Source organism: Acinetobacter sp. GG23 (assembly GCF_057766365.1).
In genome coordinates, this window is sequence record NZ_JBYMDJ010000004.1 from 227,707 (window position 1) to 243,985 (window position 16,279).

Genomic DNA, 16,279 nt, shown 5'->3' on the forward strand with positions numbered 1-16,279 from the left:
CACGTATAGAGCAAAATACGTGTTCTTCTTTTTATATCCATTGAGCTGAATTTTTTAGCATCTTTATAAAAATTAAAGTCCAAAGTAATAAGCCAAGAGACAAATCACAATAGTTAATAAAATCAGTTTAATCACACCCGATGCACCGACTTTATGATGGGTAGGGGCTTTATGGGTTTTTAAATGAGGGGAGGTAAGTGGCGTTGTAGGAGTACCATCTAAAGGATTGGCAATTTCTACTTTGGTCAGTTTTGCAGACTGATAATGATTGGCGACTTTAACAATAAATTTTGTCATTAAATCATCCAGCTTTTGCGAAAAGTGACGCAGATTCAGCTGTTCTTCAGGTGTCAGTTCACTGCCGTCAGCATGATAAGGGTGCTGCTGTCGGTGTTTAATATAGGTCGATAGTGCTTCTAAACGATGTAATGTGGTATGAGCATAATCCGCCTGATATTCGCTTGGAAGTAAAGGCAGATATTTACTCTCCAGCAAAGGCGAGCCATCAGCATTTTCCGTCGCAGTTTGAGTCATCCCATAATAAGGGAAATCCCGGTTTGCCGGTTCGCTCATGCCTTGTGCAAACTTGCTATCGAATAATTCATTATCGGTATAAGTTTGAATATCATCCCAATTCGGCTGTTGCAAATCGGCATCTAGACGTTTTGCAAGTTTGGGATTGAGCTCGAAACGCCAAAATGTTTCCTGACGGCATTGTTCTTGTTGGGGCTCAGGCGCTTCATAGTCATTGTCAGCGCTATACCATTCGGGTAGTTCTTTACCAAAAATCCAGGCGGTTTTTTTATGATGTTCATGGCTGACAATAAAATGTGGAATGGCTAAAAGCTCTACATTGGCATTTGGGTTTTTTTCGTCAACCAAAAGACTTGAGCTATGTAAGCTAATACGGTGACTGCCTTGTTTTTTCAGACCTTCAAGCCAAATTTGAAAATGTTGCGCAAGTAAATGTTGTGACATGAGATCACGGAAACGCAAGTTATGCTGGTTAAAAATGGAATGCTGTACCCAGTGATTAAAGCTTAAATTCTGGCTGAGATACTCATTACCATAGGTGACCAAAGTTAATTGTTGTTTCCAAATCGGATCGAGTGCCATTTTTTATTGATCTCACGAATAATGCCTTTATCTTATACTTTTTATAAATCTGGATGCCAATCTAATTTTCCTCTATACGGAACTTCATCAATACGCTCAAAAACTGTTAGAATATGGGGTTTTATTATATTTTTAAATTGTTGCTTTGAGAGTTACTATGTCACTGGAAGCCCTGACCACTGAAGCGCTCGCTGCGATTGCAGCAGCTCAAGACCTTGCTACACTCGATCAAGTACGAGTTCAATTTACAGGGAAGAAAAGCCAGCTTGCGGAACAATCGAAGGCACTGGGTAAAATGGACCCTGAAGAACGTAAAGTTTTTGGGGCGAAAATTCACGCTGTACGTGAAGCCATTACTGGTGCATTAACGACACGCCAGGCGGAATTACAAAAAGCTGCATTAGAACAAAAACTTGCTAGCGAAATGATCGATATTACCTTGCCGGGTCGTGGTCAAAGCGTGGGGAGCATCCACCCTGTGACTCAAGTGCAAGAGCGTATTTGCCAGTTCTTTACCAAAGCAGGTTTTACGGTTGCGACAGGTCCTGAAGTTGAAGATGATTATCACAACTTTGAAGCATTGAATATTCCGGGTCATCACCCTGCACGTGCCATGCATGACACGTTCTATTTTGATGTCAATCATTTACTGCGTACGCATACTTCTGGTGTGCAGATTCGTACCATGGAAACTCAGCAACCGCCAATTCGTATTGTGTGTCCTGGCCGTGTATACCGTTGTGACTCGGATCAAACCCATTCGCCAATGTTCCATCAAATTGAAGGCTTATACATTGCGGAAAATACCAGTTTTGCGGAACTGAAAGGCTTGTTGATTAACCTGTTAAATGAATTCTTCGAAAAAGATTTAACCGTTCGTTTCCGTCCATCGTACTTTCCGTTCACTGAACCAAGTGCGGAAGTGGACATTATGGATGAGCGCGGTCGTTGGTTAGAGGTTTTGGGCTGCGGTATGGTGCATCCGAATGTACTTCAAGCTGCCGGCATTGATCCTGAAAAGTATAAAGGTTTTGCTTTTGGTCTGGGTGTGGAACGTTTTGCAATGCTTCGCTACGGTGTAAATGATTTGCGTATGTTCTTCCAAAATGATGTGCGTTTCTTACGCCAATTTGCTTAAACGAATTTATTAACCTCTCCCTGACCTCTCCTAAAAGGAAAGGGGTTTTCAATATGAAACAGGGGTCTTGCTTTGAAAAAAGAGAGAGTCAGAGGGGATTCAAGAAATTAGATTTATAGGTTTTTATAGAAATGAAAATTAGCGAAAATTGGTTACGCACATGGGTAAACCCAGCCATTGATAGTGAAAAACTATCTGACCAACTCACCATGCTTGGTCTAGAAGTTGATGAGTTGGCGCCAGCAGCAAAACCATTTACAGGTGTGGTGGTAGGCGAAGTTCTGACTGTAGAACAACATCCCGATGCAGATCGTTTGCGTGTAACTACTGTGAATATTGGTTCAGGTGAGCCTTTACAGATTGTATGCGGTGCGCCAAATGTACGCGCAGGTATGAAAGCTCCAGTGGCAACGGTTGGTGCGGTTTTACCAGGTGATTTCAAAATTAAGAAAGGTAAGCTTCGTGGTATTGAATCACAAGGCATGCTGTGCGGTGCTTCTGAAATTGACCTTGAAGATAAAATTGATGGTCTTTTAGAGCTTCCTGCGGATGCGCCTGTAGGGGTAAATGTACGTGAATATCTAAATCTAGATGATCACGTGATTGATATCAGCATCACCCCAAACCGTGGTGACTGTTTCAGTATTCGGGGTATTGCACGCGAAATTGGTGTGATTAACCAACTTCCTGTGACTACGCCTGAGATTGTTGAAGTTGCTGCAACTATCGCTGATGAGAAAAAAGTTGTTATTTCAACTGAAGGTTGTCCACGCTATTTGGGTCGTGTGATTAAAAACGTTAATACCAAAGCATCCACCCCAGAGTGGATGGAGCGCGCACTTGCCCGTTCAGGTATCCGTCAGCACAGCATTTTAGTTGATATTACCAACTACGTCTTAATGGAACTGGGTCAACCACTACATGCATTTGATGGTGCCAAAGTTCAAGGTGCAGTACATGTGCGTCAGGCCACTGCTCAAGAGAAACTGGTACTGTTAAATGAACAAGAAGTCGAGCTCACTGAAGATGTGATGGTGATTGCGGATGATGAAAAAGCATTGGCAATTGCCGGGATCATGGGTGGACTATCTTCATCTGTAACCGATGAAACCACGGAAATTTTCCTGGAATCTGCTTTCTTCGCACCATTACATATCGCAGGTCGTGCACGTCGTTATGGTTTACATACCGATGCATCGCAACGTTATGAACGTGGCGTAGACTTTGAATTGCCAAGCATTGCCATGAACCGTGTATCACAGCTTATTGCTGAGTTGGCGGGCGGTGATTTTGGTCCAATTACGGTTACAGAACAAACCGAATTTTTACCAATACGTGACGCGATTGAATTGAACCAAGCTCAAGTGGATCAATTGTTGGGTTATCGCGTTGAAAGTGACTTTATTACGGATGCGCTACAACGTCTCGGTTGTATCGTGACGGTGAAAGCACAAGGCGAGTGGACTGTTGTTCCGCCTTCACATCGCTATGACATGGCCATTTATCAAGACCTGATTGAAGAAGTTGCCCGTATTCACGGTTATGACAATATTCAGATCAGTTTGCCTGTGATCGATGTCAAATTTGCAAAGTATCAAGATCAGTTTGAATTACCTCAACTTCGTCAAACCTTGGTGACTTTAGGCTATCAAGAAGCAATCAGCTTTAGCTTTGCCGATGCCAAACTTGAAAAGCAGTTGAATCCATACGTTAATCCATTGATGTTGGCAAATCCGATCTCAAGTGACTTGGCTGCGATGCGTTCGACTTTGTTATCAAGTTTGATTCCATGTGTGCAGTACAATATTAACCGTCAACAAAGCCGCGTACGTTTCTTTGAGCTGGGTTTACGCTTTGATTATCAAGATGCAAAAAGCATTCATGATCTGAAGCAAATCCCGACTTTGGCACTAATCGCTGTGGGTGCGAAAACTGCTGAATCTTGGCATGCTAAAGCACAGCCGATGGATTTCTTTGACCTTAAAGGTGAAGTTGAAGAGATTTTCGCTGCTGGACGTGTAAAAGTTGAATATGTACGCTCAGAACGAGTATGGTTACATCCAGGGCAATCTGCTGAAATTTTAGTAGATGGAAAATCAGTAGGTTATCTCGGTCGTCTACATCCATCTTTAGAAGATGAACTCGATTTGGGCATCACTTGGGTGGCAGAGATCGACCAACAGGCTGTTTTGCAAACTTATGTATCTAATTTTACAGAATTATCACGATTTCCATCGGTTAGACGTGATATTGCGCTTTTAATTAGTGATAAGATTAATGTTAGTGAAATTCAGCAACTTATCGAAAAAACGGGTGGAGAGTTATTAGGCTCGACTTGGTTGTTCGATGTGTACACTGGACAAGGGGTCGAAGAGGGTAAACGCTCATTAGCATTTGCACTTTTATGGCAACATCCATCACGTACACTTGAAGATGCTGAAATTAAATCGGGTATGGATCAAATAATCGAAGTGTTGCAAAACACTTATCAGGCGACATTGAGGGCTTCATGACAGCATTAACAAAAGCAGAAATGGCTGATCATTTAAGTGAGCTCACGAGTTTAAACCGTCGTGAAGCAAAACAAATGGTTGAGTTGTTCTTCGATGAGATTAGCCAAGCGCTAATCTCAGGCGAGCAGGTAAAACTTTCAGGTTTCGGTAACTTTGAGTTGCGTGATAAACGCCAACGTCCAGGTCGAAACCCGAAAACGGGTGAAGAAATTCCAATTTCTGCACGCCGTGTAGTCACATTCCGTGCAGGGCAGAAATTCCGCCAGCGCGTAGGAAATGAGCAGATCGATTGATCTGCTTTTTTTATTTTAAATTTACATAGTTCCTCTCACTTGAGTAAGAAGGAAGTAGGACTATGACAGGAAGTAATATTTTATTTGAAAATAAGATTGGATAATTCTTATTATATTGATCTTGATTTTTGCCATAAAAAAAGAGAGCCAAAGGCTCTCTTTTTTACTTAATAATCGTAAAGATTATTGAGCTTTAGGTGCAGCTTCAGAAGCAGCAGTAGCATCAGCAGCAGCATCAACAGCTACAGAAGCAGCAGCAGCAGCTTGAGACGCAGCAGCGTCAGCAGCAGGAGCAGCTTCAACAGTAGCAGCAGAAGCAGCAGCTTCAGCTTCAGATGCAGCTTCTACAGCTTCAGATGCAGCAGAGTTAGCGTCAGCAGCAGCTTCTTCAGTTTTTTTAGCACAACCAACGAAAGCTAAAGTAGTAGCAACTGCAGCAGCAATAGCGATTTTTTTGAATAACATGGCATCACTCTCTAAAATATGAGATTAAAAAAAACCTATGTTAGCCTGTTGAGTGCTTTTATTCTTCCTAATATCTGTTAGGCAGTAACAATGCAAAGGCAGTCTAACTGGTCTGCAAATATGCTATCACTGCGCATTTTGAATTACTACTAGGACATAGCCAAAAAATGCAAAAAATGATGAAAAATGAGCAATTTATTAACAGAAAATAACAATCAACTGTAGGGTTTATATTGGATAAGTACTAAATAACCTGCTAAAAAATATCGTTTTTTTATATTGATTATTTTAATAATCAGAAACTTGCATAAAAGTTTACAAAGAAAATAGTCAATTGTAGCTTTATGTAAGTAAAGTCAACCAAATAAAAAGGCTATCGTTATAGATAGCCTTTTAAATGAATATAAACGTAATAAGTATTAATTAGCGGCTTTACGTTTCATTTGATCAAAGAAATCGTCATTAGTTTTGGTTTCTTTCATGCGATCAAGCAAGAATTCCATTGATGCCAATTCATCTTGAGTGTGAAGTAATTTACGTAAAATCCAAACCTTACGTAAGTTATCTTCAGACATTAGGCGTTCTTCACGACGTGTCCCCGATTTTTTGATGTTCATCGCAGGGAATACACGTTTTTCAGCAATCCGGCGATCAAGCGTAATTTCTTGGTTACCTGTACCTTTGAATTCTTCGTAAATCACTTCATCCATCTTGCTGCCTGTTTCAATTAAAGCAGTAGAGATGATGGTTAATGAGCCGCCTTCTTCAATATTACGTGCTGCGCCGAAGAAGCGTTTTGGACGTTCCAGTGCATGTGCATCCAAACCACCGGTAAGTACCTTGCCTGAAGATGGAATCACTGTGTTGTAGGCACGTGCTAAACGAGTGATTGAGTCAAGCAGAATCACTACATCTTTCTTGTGTTCAACCAAGCGTTTTGCTTTTTCAATCACCATTTCTGCAACTTGAACGTGACGAGCGGGTGCTTCATCAAATGTTGATGCAACTACTTCACCACGTACCGTACGTTCCATTTCTGTTACCTCTTCTGGACGTTCATCAATGAGAAGAACAATCAGGAAGACTTCAGGGTTGTTACGAACAATGGATTGAGCAATGTTTTGTAGCAACATGGTTTTACCGGCTTTCGGCGGCGCCACAATAATAGAACGTTGACCTTTACCAATCGGTGCCACCAAGTCAACCACACGTGCAGTCAAATCTTCAGTTGTACCATTACCTAACTCCATAATTAATTGTTCGGTTGGGAACAAGGGGGTCAGGTTTTCAAATAAGATTTTGTTTCTTGAGTTTTCAGGCGTGTCATAGTTAATTTGATTTACTTTTAATAAAGCAAAATAACGTTCGCCTTCTTTAGGCGGGCGAATTGTACCGGTAATAGTATCGCCCGTGCGTAAGTTAAAGCGACGAATTTGAGAAGGACTGATATAAATATCGTCAGGGCCTGCAAGATAAGAACCAGCTGCAGAGCGTAGGAAACCAAAACCATCAGATAGAATTTCTAGAACACCATCACCAAAAATCTCTTCACCATTCATTGCATGGCGCTTTAAGATGGCAAAAATGATGTCTTGCTTACGGTTACGTGCCATTCCTTCTAGGCCCATAAACTCCGCAATCTTGATGAGTTCGCCAATCGGTTTTTTCTTGAGTTCAGTTAAATTCATAGGGGGTCAGATAGGATCAAAATTCTGGAATACAGATGAGGAAAGGGAGCAACATTCAGCCGCTTGCACGCAATAAAAGTAACGTAATTGTATTTGCACAATAACAATTCAGAGGTCTGATTCATTGTTTTGAAGAAAAAAGTGTAAAAACAATTTCTGTTGCCGAGCGGCGATCTTATGTGTTGTGTCTTGTAAGAAAATTGCGGATTGAAAATCCTTTATTCCTTGAACATGTAATATAAGAGAGAATAAAGCTTTTGTCAATTTATAGACGAAAAAAATACGCTATCCAGAGATAGCGTATTGAATCAAATTGGACTGTTTTTGAATTAGATGTTTTCTTCAATAAATGCAGTCAATTTAGATTTTGGTGCTGCGCCGACTTGTTGAGCGACCACTTCACCATTTTTGAACATTAATAGGGCAGGAATGTTACGGATATTGTAATTCACGGCAGTTGCTTCACAAGCAGTTACGTCAACTTTAACAACTTTAACTTTACCTTCGAATTCTGTAGACAGTACTTCTAATACAGGTGCAATGGCTTTACATGGTGCACACCAGCCTGCCCAGAAATCGACAAGTACAGGAACGTCAGATTGTAAAACGTCAGCTTCGAAGTTTGCATCAGTTGTGTTTACGATATTGCCAGACATGGATATGCTCCAAATAAAATTTTAAGATAGTTTTATAACTATAAGTATTACATAGCCTCGTTTAACTATGTAGTGCGATATGTAAATTTTCAGTCATTATGTTGGGTTTGTCTAATTGATGCTCACGATATTGATGATCGTGTCATGCAATTGCGGCATCACTTAAAAAAATAAAAAACTCATCTATTTGCTTTGATAAATGGCTTTTAAATTGGATGGAGGTGAATTACTCTAAGCATAATTCTTATAGGTTCGTTGAATAATGTCGGATTTTTTGATTGATGAAGAGTTACTTGCTGCCATCGATATGGGGTCGAACAGTTTTCATCTTGCTATTGCACGTGTAGATCATGGCGAAGTGAAAAAAGTGGCTTCAATGTCAGAAAAAGTACAATTGGCTGCAGGTCTGGATGAAAATAAAAACTTGACTGAAGCTGCACAGCAACGGGGCTTAGCCTGTTTGGCACGCTTTGTCGGACGTTTAAGTTCGGTACAGGCAAACCGGATGCGAATTGTAGCCACCAATGCTTTGCGCCAGGCCAAGAATGGTCATGAATTTATTCAAAAAGCGGCTGAAATTCTCCCTAAACCGATTGAAATTATTGCCGGTCGTGAAGAAGCACGTCTGATTTATTTGGGTGTCTCGCATACCATGGCCAATAGTGGTCGTCGTTTGGTGATTGACATTGGTGGGGGTTCTACTGAGCTGATTATTGGCGAAGAATTTGAGCCTATCCATACCGAATCTTTACAAATGGGCTGCGTCGCCTTTACCAAAGCTTATTTTAGCGATGGTGAGATCAATCAGAAAAATTTTGATAAAGCCGTGGTGGCTGCGCGTAAAGAACTTTCAGGTATTGCCAACACCTATAAAACAGCGGGTTGGGATACAGTGGTCGGTTCAAGCGGTACCATTAAAGCCTGTCGTCAAATTACCGTAAACATGGGCTGGAGTGATGTACAAGAAAACTTGACTCGCGAAGGTTTAGAAAAACTCAAAGAAAAATTACTCAAATTTAAACATATTTCAGAAGTTGATTTTGATGGTTTAAAAGAAGACCGCCGAGCAGTTTTGCCAGCAGGGGTTGCCATTTTATATGCGGTGTTCGATGTGCTTGAATTGAACAAATTGGTGTATTCCGATGGCGCATTACGTGAAGGGGTGATGTATGACTTACTCGGGCGTTTCCAGCATGAAGATATCCGCGACCGAAGTGTGCAAGCTTTAATGGGACGCTATAACGCAGATCCTAAACAGGCTGAACGTGTAGTGGCAACTGCGCAGCATTTGTTTGAGGGTGTGGCTAAGTCGCTGAATTTAAACAGTGAAGATAGTGACCTGTTGCGTCGTGCTGCCTATTTACATGAAATTGGTTTGGCGATTAGTCATGGGGGTTATCACCGTCATGGGGCATATCTACTCCAACATTCAGACATTGCAGGCTTCTCTCAAATTGACCAAAATCATCTTTCACACTTAGTTGCACATCATCGTCGTAAGCTACGTAATGATAGCCGCGTAGATGTAATGAGAGTAGGTGGTAGCAAATTAGTTTACTTAAGTCTATTGCTTCGTCTTGCAGTTTTACTTAATCATAGTCGTAGCGATGAGATGCTTCCTGCCATTGAATTAAGTGTCGACAATGAGCAACAATGGCAACTAAGCGTTTCTGGCGATGCCAAACAATGGCCTTTGCTTGTAGCAGACTTGCATGATGAACAGGTGCAGTTTAAGCATTGGGATATTGAATTGAATATTCAGTCGGAACAATTTATCTATTAACAAGTTATTGGTTAACAAGCTATTGTTAGTTTTGGGATAATGGTCGACCTATGAAAAATAAAGCTGCTAAATCTAAGGCATGGACAACGGTTCAAATTGCACGTCATCCGGAACGTCCGCAATTTTTGGATTATGTTGGTGAAATTTTCACTGAATTCGATGCTTTACATGGTGATCGGTTATTTGGTGATGATGGTGCAATGATCGGTGGTTTGGCACGTTTTAATGGTCAGGCAGTGATGATTGTTGGACAGCATCGTGGCCGTAGCACACGTGAAAAATTGCAACATAACTTTGGAATGAGTAACCCTGAAGGTTATCGTAAATCACAGCGCTTGCTGGATATGGCTGAACGTTTTAAACTGCCGGTATTTACTTTTATCGACACCATGGGTGCATATCCAGGTGTAGGTGCAGAAGAACGCGGTCAGGCAGAAGCGATTGCCACCAGCCTTGCACAACTTTCAAGTTTGAAAGTTCCTGTGATTGCCACAGTATTGGGTGAAGGCGGTTCAGGTGGTGCGTTGGGTATTGGTGTAGCAGATCGTGTGGTGATGCTGTCTCACAGTATTTATTCAGTGATTTCACCTGAAGGCTGTGCATCCATTTTGTGGAAAACAGCAGAGAAAGCTGAACAAGCCAGTGACGCATTGGCACTCACTGCTGAAAAACTCAAAAAAATGGGTATTGTTGAATATGTGGTGGATGAAGGTGAGGGCGCACATTTGCAGCCTGAACAAGTCATGCAAGACCTTAAAGATGTGTTACAACAGGCTTTAGAAGAATTGCAGTCGATGGATGCGAATGAGAGATGCGAAGCACGTTACCAGCGTTTAATGAAGTTTGGCAGCGACAATTTAGGTCTGGCGTCTTAAATCAAATCCAAGGTTTTCCTCCCGATAGTACCTTTTTAATTGGATGTAGTGGCGGCATGGATTCCATGCTGCTTTTGCATTTAATCTCTTATTTGTCTCCTGAAAAAATTCGTGCGATCTATATAGATCACCAGCTGCAAGCAATGAGTGCAGATTGGGGCCAGTTTGTGTCTGATCAATGTGCTGCGCTGAATATTCCTTGTATCGTTGAACCTGTCGAGGTACAAGCAGGAAACTTGGAACATCAGGCACGTACGGCACGTTATCAAGCCTACTTAAAACATCTAAAACCGAATGAAATTTTAGTTCTGGCGCATCATCAGCAAGACCAGGCTGAAACCTTAATGTTGCGTTTGCTCTCAGGTGCAGGTGTGCAGGGTTTAGCGGCCATGAAATCGGTCGATACGCGTAAGCAATTCACCATTTGGCGACCATTACTCGATATCTCGCGTGAGCAGATTTGCCAATGGGCCGTCCAACTGAATGTGCAAAATATTCACGATCCCACCAATTTAGATATCCATTATGATCGCGCCTGGTGCCGTCATGAATTATGGTCAGTCTTACAAAATCGCTATCCTAAAATGCAGCAGGCACTCAGTCGCACCAGCTATTTAATGCAAGATGCTGACGAAATTCTGCAACAAGTATTACAGCAGGATTTAGAACTTTGCGGAACAGCAACTGAACTTGATTTAAAAAAACTGGCGCAACTCTCTACTGCCCGGCAAAGACAACTGTTATCTGCCTGGATGAAAGGGCAGGATATTTATCGCCCCAGTTTTGAAATGGTGAAACGCTTGTTGCATGAAGTGATTACATCCAAATCAGATGCCCAAGCAGCGTTGCACTGGAATCAATACTATTATGTGCGGTATCAGCAAAAGCTTTATCGTTTAAGTCCTGAAGAATATCTGGCTGAAAAAAATCAAAGCCATATTTCCGAACAAACCGTCTGTCTGGAATTGGGTCAAAAAATTACTCTACTTTCAGGAAAGTATCTGGCTGAAACTGCAAAAATAGGTTTATCAGCCTCATTACTGGCTAAAAAACTGAATTTGGTGATGCGCGAAGGAGGTGAGAAAATTCATTTATATGGACGGGTGGGAGCTTGGCCATTAAAAAAAGCCATTCAGGAAGCACAAATTTTTCCTTGGCAGCGTTATAGAATTCAAATATTAAGCATAGATAATGTTATGCTTGGTGTTTTTACACCGAAAGGGTTTTGGTTAGCTCAATCTGAATATTGTGAAGTCGGTGGTTGGCAACCAAATTTGATCTCTTAGTTAAAAAATTCTAATTTGAGTATGATTCATGAATGCAGCTTTAAATTGTAATATTTGTTTTATTGGTGGCGGCAATATGGCTCAGGCCTTAATTGGCGGGCTGATTTCGCGTGGTTTGCCCCCAACACGTATTACAGTTTCTGACCCGGTCGAAAAAGTACGTCTTTTATTAGAAGAAAAAGATGTGCATGTGACCGATGATAATATTGCTGCCATTCGTGATGCCGATATCGTCCTTTTTGCGGTAAAGCCACAGGTGTTGGCAAACGTATTAAAACCACTCAAAGGTTTATTTGACGGTAAATTGGTGATGTCGATTGTTGCGGGGGCTGAAATTGCCACAATTGCAAATCTGCTTGAAACTGATCGAATTGTTCGGATCATGCCGAATACACCTGCTTTGGTACACACAGGGGCACATGGTTTGTATGCGACTGATGCGGTGGATACAAAAGATCGTGAGCTTGCAAGCCAGGTTTTGGCTGCAACGGGTTTAACCCTTTGGGTGAATTCCGAAGCACAGATTGATGCAGTTACTGCAGTGTCTGGTTCAGGTCCAGCATATTTCTTTTATATGATGGAAAGCATGATTCGTGCAGGAAAAAACTTAGGTCTAGATGAGAAAGTGGCGACAGCCCTGACTCTGCAAACGGCTTTAGGTGCTGCACAAATGGCCATTACCAGTGCAAATTCACCTGCAGAATTACGCAAAAATGTGACCTCTCCAAACGGTACAACTCAAGCTGCACTTGAAGTCTTTGATCGTGCACAAATCTCTCAAAATATTCAGGCCGCTTTGGCTGCTGCACAAAAGCGCAGTCAAGAACTTGCTCAAGAGCTAAGTGAAAGTAGCAAATAACTCGTTTTTATTTAGGAAAGTTCCAGTATGGGTGCAAACTCTGCGCTAATTTTTGGCATTATCATTAACGTAGCGATTTTGCTCGTATTCTTCCGTTTTCTCATGCAATTGGCAGCGGTGAATGCTTATAATCCAGTGGTAATGTCTACAGTAAAAGCCACGAAAATCGTTGATGTCTTTGGTCGTATTTTTCCCACTGTCGCTAAAGGTCGTGTCAATTTAGCGGCTTTGGCCTTGGTGGTGATTTTATATTTACTCAAAATTTTTGGGGTAATGTATCTTTCTGGTGCCATGCCGAATAGTCCGGTGCATTTGGTGATTTTGACTTTTGTCACCATGATTCAGGACTTGATTCGTTTCTGTCGTTATTTAATTTTTGCGACCATTATTTTAAGTTGGGTGGTGATGTTTACACAGTCCCGTTCACCTTATATTGAAGTAATTCAAGAACTGGCAGAACCTTTACTGGCTCCGTTCCGTCGTATTTTACCGAATATGGGGATGATTGACTTATCACCAATTATTGCATTTTTGACTTTGTATATTGCTGAAATCATTATGAATCAAGTAGCAATTGTGCTTTTAACTGGTTTATAAAATTGGCGAAATAAAAAAAGGACTCGATGGAGTCCTTTTTTTATTGTCTATTGAAATACTATATGAAAAGTATTGACAGTTCCTCTCTCTGAGCAAACTTGAAAGTACGGCTTTCAAGTAAAGCGCAAAATAGCCTAGGAAGGACGGTCTCTTTTAATAACCCTCATCCCAGCCTTCTTCCTGAGCAACATATTGCGCAAGAGAAAGAGCTTTAAAAGTGAGAAGAAACTTAAGACAAGATTAATGTGCTTCATCCCAGTTCATACCTTTACCGACTTCCACAATCAGAGGTACGGAAAGTTTCACCACCGATTGCATCACTTCAGCCAGTTTTGGTGCCAGTTCATCAGCAATGTCGGCATCGACTTCAAACACCAATTCATCGTGTACTTGCAACAGCATTTTAGCCTGATCTTTCGGCAACATTTTATCCACTTCAACCATCGCCATTTTAATGATGTCGGCTGCACTGCCTTGGAGTGGTGCATTGATGGCGGCACGTTCAGCACCTTTACGTACCATCATATTGCGGGCATCTATATCAGGGGTATAGAGACGACGTCCAAAAATGGTTTCCACAAAACCTTGTTCCAAGGCAATCTGACGTGTACGTTGCATGTATTCGTAAATGCCCGGATAACGGTGGAAATATTGTTTGATATAGTCTTGTGACTCTTGGCGGGTAAAGCCCAGCTGACGAATCAGACCAAATTCCGACATACCGTATAACAGACCAAAATTGACTGCTTTGGCTTGACGACGTTGGTCATTGGTCACATCTTCCAGGACAATGCCCAATACTTCCGCTGCTGTACGGCGATGCACGTCTTGACCATGATTAAAGGCATCGACCAAGGCTTCATCTTGAGAAAGATGCGCCATTAAACGCAGTTCAATTTGTGAATAATCGGCTGCCAGCAACACTCGACCTGCAGGTGCTACAAAGGCTTTACGAATTTGACGACCAATTTCGGCACGAATCGGAATGTTTTGCAGGTTGGGATCGGTTGAGGATAAACGCCCGGTTGCGGTTAGCGCCTGATGATAACTGGTATGTACGCGTCCGCTGTCATTATTGGCCTGTTTTTGCAAGCCATCGGTATAGGTGCTTTTCAGTTTGGACAGACCGCGGTATTCCAGAATTAAAGCGGTAATTGGATGGTCAATTTTTTCTAAAATACTTTCACTGGTGCTGTATTGTCCAGTCGCCGTTTTTTTACCGCCTTTGATGCCCAGTTTATCAAATAACACCTCACCGACTTGTTTTGGTGAGCTGACATTAAAGGATTGTCCTGCCATTTCTATAATCTGGCTTTCCAGATTTTGAATGGTATTGGAAAAATCGACACTCAATTGATCCAGGAATTTCAGATCAAGCTCAATGCCGTTTTCTTCCATGATGGTGAGTACACGTGCCACCGGCATTTCAATATTATGCAAAATGCTATCAAGTTCAGGTACGGCTTTTAATTTTTTAGACAGTACTTCATAAAGACGATAGGTGACATGCGCATCTTCAGCGGCATAATGTGCAGCTGTCTCAATCTCGATTTGATTAAAGGTTTTTTGTTTAACCCCTTTACCGGCCACCTGTTCATAGGTGGTGGTCAAATGACTCAGATAAACACGGGCCACATCATCCATACCGTGACGGGTTGCCACAGAATTTAAAACATAAGAGGCCAGCATGGTGTCGAAATACCAGCCTTGTAATTCAATCCCGTGATTGTGCAAGATGTGGGCATCATATTTTAGATGGTGCCCAATTTTTTCAACGCTCACATCTTCTAAAATCGGTTTGATTTGCGCAAGGATGGTTTCACGATTCAGCTGTTCAGGTGCGCCTTCATAATCATGCGCAAGCGGAATGTAATAGGCATCATTTGCATCAAATGCCACTGAAAAACCAACCATCTCGGCAATACGATAATCCAGACTGGTGGTTTCGGTATCAAAGGCAAAGCGTTTTTCAGTACTGAAACGAGTAAACAGGTTGTCCCAGTCAGCCTGAGTTAAAATGGTATGATAATTGGCTTTTCCGAGTTGATCATCAACACTGGTCAGCTCTGCTTCATCTTCGGTATTAATCACCACTGCAGTATCTACAGCGCTTTCAATTCCTTTGGAAGTCTGCTTATAAACTGAATTATTCGGATTATTGGGATGATCGAGCGACTGTAACTGGTTACGGAATTCAAGTTCGGTATACAAGCGGCGCAGTTCTTCGACATTCGGATCACGCAGTTTAAGATCTTCATAGGTCAGTCCCATATCCAGATCACAGACGATACTTGCCAACTGGTGGTCTAGGGTAATGCCTTCGACATTGTCTTTAATACTTTGACCAACTTTACCTTTAATCTTATCGACATTTTCTAAAATGCCACCAATGGAGCCATATTCGGTCAAAAGTTTAGCCGCAGTTTTAGCCCCCACACCCGGTACGCCACGAATGCCGTCCGACGCATCGCCCATCAGGGTTAAATAGTCGATAATTTGATTCGGCCACACCCCGAATTTTTCAAATACGCCATCCACATCCATTGGCTTGTCTTTAAAGCTGTCTTCCAAAGTCACTTTGTCGGTGACCAATTGAGCCATGTCTTTATCGCCAGTTGAAATCAATACCTGATAGCCGGCTTTTTCAGCACGTTTCGCCAAGGTGCCAATCACGTCATCCGCTTCAGCGCCAGGCAGGGTGTGCAAAGGAATACCCAAAGCGCGAATCAGGTTGTGAAGATAGGGGATCTGTTGCGACAGTTCATCCGGCATGCTCGGACGGTCACCTTTATAGATTGATGAAAGCGCATGACGGAAAGTTGGCTCAGGGGTATCAAAAATCACCGCCATATGCGTCGGCTGGATACGGCGCATCAATTTTTGAATCGCAGAAATGGCACCACGAATTGCGTTGGTCTGTAAACCAGTCGAAGTGGTTAGTGGTGGCAGTGCATGGTACGCACGAAATAAAAAATATGAGCCATCGACCAAAACAAATGGTGGCATTGAA

The 16,279-nt window shown here is 41.9% G+C and carries 13 protein-coding genes; 8 read left to right on the forward strand and 5 right to left on the reverse strand.

Annotated features, from left to right (window positions below):
- Positions 1-72: 72 nt before the first annotated feature.
- Positions 73-1,116, reverse strand: a complete 1,044-nt coding sequence (locus AC3CAU_RS09415; RefSeq protein ID WP_131216421.1) for a hypothetical protein — start codon at positions 1,114-1,116, stop codon at positions 73-75.
- Positions 1,117-1,273: 157 nt separating this feature from the next.
- Between AC3CAU_RS09415 and pheS the strand changes: the two genes are divergently transcribed.
- From pheS to AC3CAU_RS09430, 3 genes are all read left to right on the forward strand, one after another.
- Positions 1,274-2,254 (forward strand): phenylalanine--tRNA ligase subunit alpha, encoded by a 981-nt coding sequence (gene pheS, locus AC3CAU_RS09420; RefSeq protein WP_086175782.1) that lies wholly within the window; start codon positions 1,274-1,276, stop codon positions 2,252-2,254.
- Positions 2,255-2,385: 131 nt separating this feature from the next.
- Positions 2,386-4,767, forward strand: coding sequence for a phenylalanine--tRNA ligase subunit beta (gene pheT, locus AC3CAU_RS09425; protein ID WP_447054048.1), 2,382 nt, complete (start codon positions 2,386-2,388; stop codon positions 4,765-4,767).
- Positions 4,764-5,060 carry an integration host factor subunit alpha gene (locus AC3CAU_RS09430; protein WP_004649746.1) on the forward strand — a complete coding sequence of 99 codons (297 nt, stop codon included), beginning with the start codon at positions 4,764-4,766 and terminating at the stop codon, positions 5,058-5,060. Before pheT ends, AC3CAU_RS09430 begins: the two co-directional genes overlap by 4 nt.
- Positions 5,061-5,243: 183 nt before the next feature.
- Here the strand turns inward: AC3CAU_RS09430 and AC3CAU_RS09435 are convergent, their stop codons facing one another.
- The 3 genes from AC3CAU_RS09435 to trxA all read right to left on the reverse strand — a co-directional run bounded on the left by AC3CAU_RS09435 (position 5,244) and on the right by trxA (position 7,869).
- Positions 5,244-5,525, reverse strand: coding sequence for a hypothetical protein (locus AC3CAU_RS09435; RefSeq protein WP_447054049.1), 282 nt, complete (start codon positions 5,523-5,525; stop codon positions 5,244-5,246).
- A gap of 419 nt (positions 5,526-5,944) precedes the next feature.
- Positions 5,945-7,213: a transcription termination factor Rho gene (rho, locus tag AC3CAU_RS09440; protein WP_131216413.1), complete on the reverse strand. Its 1,269-nt coding sequence runs from the start codon at positions 7,211-7,213 to the stop codon at positions 5,945-5,947.
- A gap of 329 nt (positions 7,214-7,542) precedes the next feature.
- The gene (gene trxA / locus AC3CAU_RS09445; protein ID WP_086175779.1) at positions 7,543-7,869 is read right to left on the reverse strand and encodes a thioredoxin; all 327 of its coding nucleotides are present in this window, start codon (positions 7,867-7,869) and stop codon (positions 7,543-7,545) included.
- Between the two features lie 262 nt (positions 7,870-8,131).
- On the opposite strand from trxA, the gene ppx reads away from it, so the two are divergent.
- Genes ppx through AC3CAU_RS09470 form a run of 5 tightly spaced genes read left to right on the forward strand, consistent with a single transcriptional unit; the run spans position 8,132 to position 13,269 of the window.
- A complete protein-coding gene (ppx, locus tag AC3CAU_RS09450; protein ID WP_424621937.1) occupies positions 8,132-9,652 on the forward strand; it encodes an exopolyphosphatase in 1,521 nt (506 codons plus the stop codon).
- 50 nt (positions 9,653-9,702) lie between these two features.
- Positions 9,703-10,527 (forward strand): acetyl-CoA carboxylase carboxyltransferase subunit alpha, encoded by an 825-nt coding sequence (locus AC3CAU_RS09455; protein ID WP_131216407.1) that lies wholly within the window; start codon positions 9,703-9,705, stop codon positions 10,525-10,527.
- The gene (tilS, locus tag AC3CAU_RS09460; RefSeq protein ID WP_447054050.1) at positions 10,464-11,813 is read left to right on the forward strand and encodes a tRNA lysidine(34) synthetase TilS; all 1,350 of its coding nucleotides are present in this window, start codon (positions 10,464-10,466) and stop codon (positions 11,811-11,813) included. Before AC3CAU_RS09455 ends, tilS begins: the two co-directional genes overlap by 64 nt.
- Before the next feature lie 28 nt (positions 11,814-11,841).
- Positions 11,842-12,672, forward strand: coding sequence for a pyrroline-5-carboxylate reductase (proC, locus tag AC3CAU_RS09465; RefSeq protein WP_424621932.1), 831 nt, complete (start codon positions 11,842-11,844; stop codon positions 12,670-12,672).
- Positions 12,673-12,699: 27 nt separating this feature from the next.
- Positions 12,700-13,269 (forward strand): YggT family protein, encoded by a 570-nt coding sequence (locus AC3CAU_RS09470; RefSeq protein WP_131216401.1) that lies wholly within the window; start codon positions 12,700-12,702, stop codon positions 13,267-13,269.
- 240 nt (positions 13,270-13,509) lie between these two features.
- On the opposite strand, the gene polA is transcribed toward AC3CAU_RS09470, so the two are convergent.
- Complete coding sequence (polA, locus tag AC3CAU_RS09475; protein WP_447054051.1) at positions 13,510-16,275, reverse strand: DNA polymerase I; 2,766 nt, start codon at positions 16,273-16,275, stop codon at positions 13,510-13,512.
- Positions 16,276-16,279: the final 4 nt, after the last annotated feature.

Coding starts and splice junctions, on each gene's coding strand:
- AC3CAU_RS09415 (WP_131216421.1), bottom strand. CDS start 1,116: ATGGCACTCGATCCGATTTGGAAACAACAATTAACTTTGGTCACCTAT.
- pheS (WP_086175782.1), top strand. CDS start 1,274: ATGTCACTGGAAGCCCTGACCACTGAAGCGCTCGCTGCGATTGCAGCA.
- pheT (WP_447054048.1), top strand. CDS start 2,386: ATGAAAATTAGCGAAAATTGGTTACGCACATGGGTAAACCCAGCCATT.
- AC3CAU_RS09430 (WP_004649746.1), top strand. CDS start 4,764: ATGACAGCATTAACAAAAGCAGAAATGGCTGATCATTTAAGTGAGCTC.
- AC3CAU_RS09435 (WP_447054049.1), bottom strand. CDS start 5,525: ATGTTATTCAAAAAAATCGCTATTGCTGCTGCAGTTGCTACTACTTTA.
- rho (WP_131216413.1), bottom strand. CDS start 7,213: ATGAATTTAACTGAACTCAAGAAAAAACCGATTGGCGAACTCATCAAG.
- trxA (WP_086175779.1), bottom strand. CDS start 7,869: ATGTCTGGCAATATCGTAAACACAACTGATGCAAACTTCGAAGCTGAC.
- ppx (WP_424621937.1), top strand. CDS start 8,132: ATGTCGGATTTTTTGATTGATGAAGAGTTACTTGCTGCCATCGATATG.
- AC3CAU_RS09455 (WP_131216407.1), top strand. CDS start 9,703: ATGAAAAATAAAGCTGCTAAATCTAAGGCATGGACAACGGTTCAAATT.
- tilS (WP_447054050.1), top strand. CDS start 10,464: ATGCGAAGCACGTTACCAGCGTTTAATGAAGTTTGGCAGCGACAATTT.
- proC (WP_424621932.1), top strand. CDS start 11,842: ATGAATGCAGCTTTAAATTGTAATATTTGTTTTATTGGTGGCGGCAAT.
- AC3CAU_RS09470 (WP_131216401.1), top strand. CDS start 12,700: ATGGGTGCAAACTCTGCGCTAATTTTTGGCATTATCATTAACGTAGCG.
- polA (WP_447054051.1), bottom strand. CDS start 16,275: ATGCCACCATTTGTTTTGGTCGATGGCTCATATTTTTTATTTCGTGCG.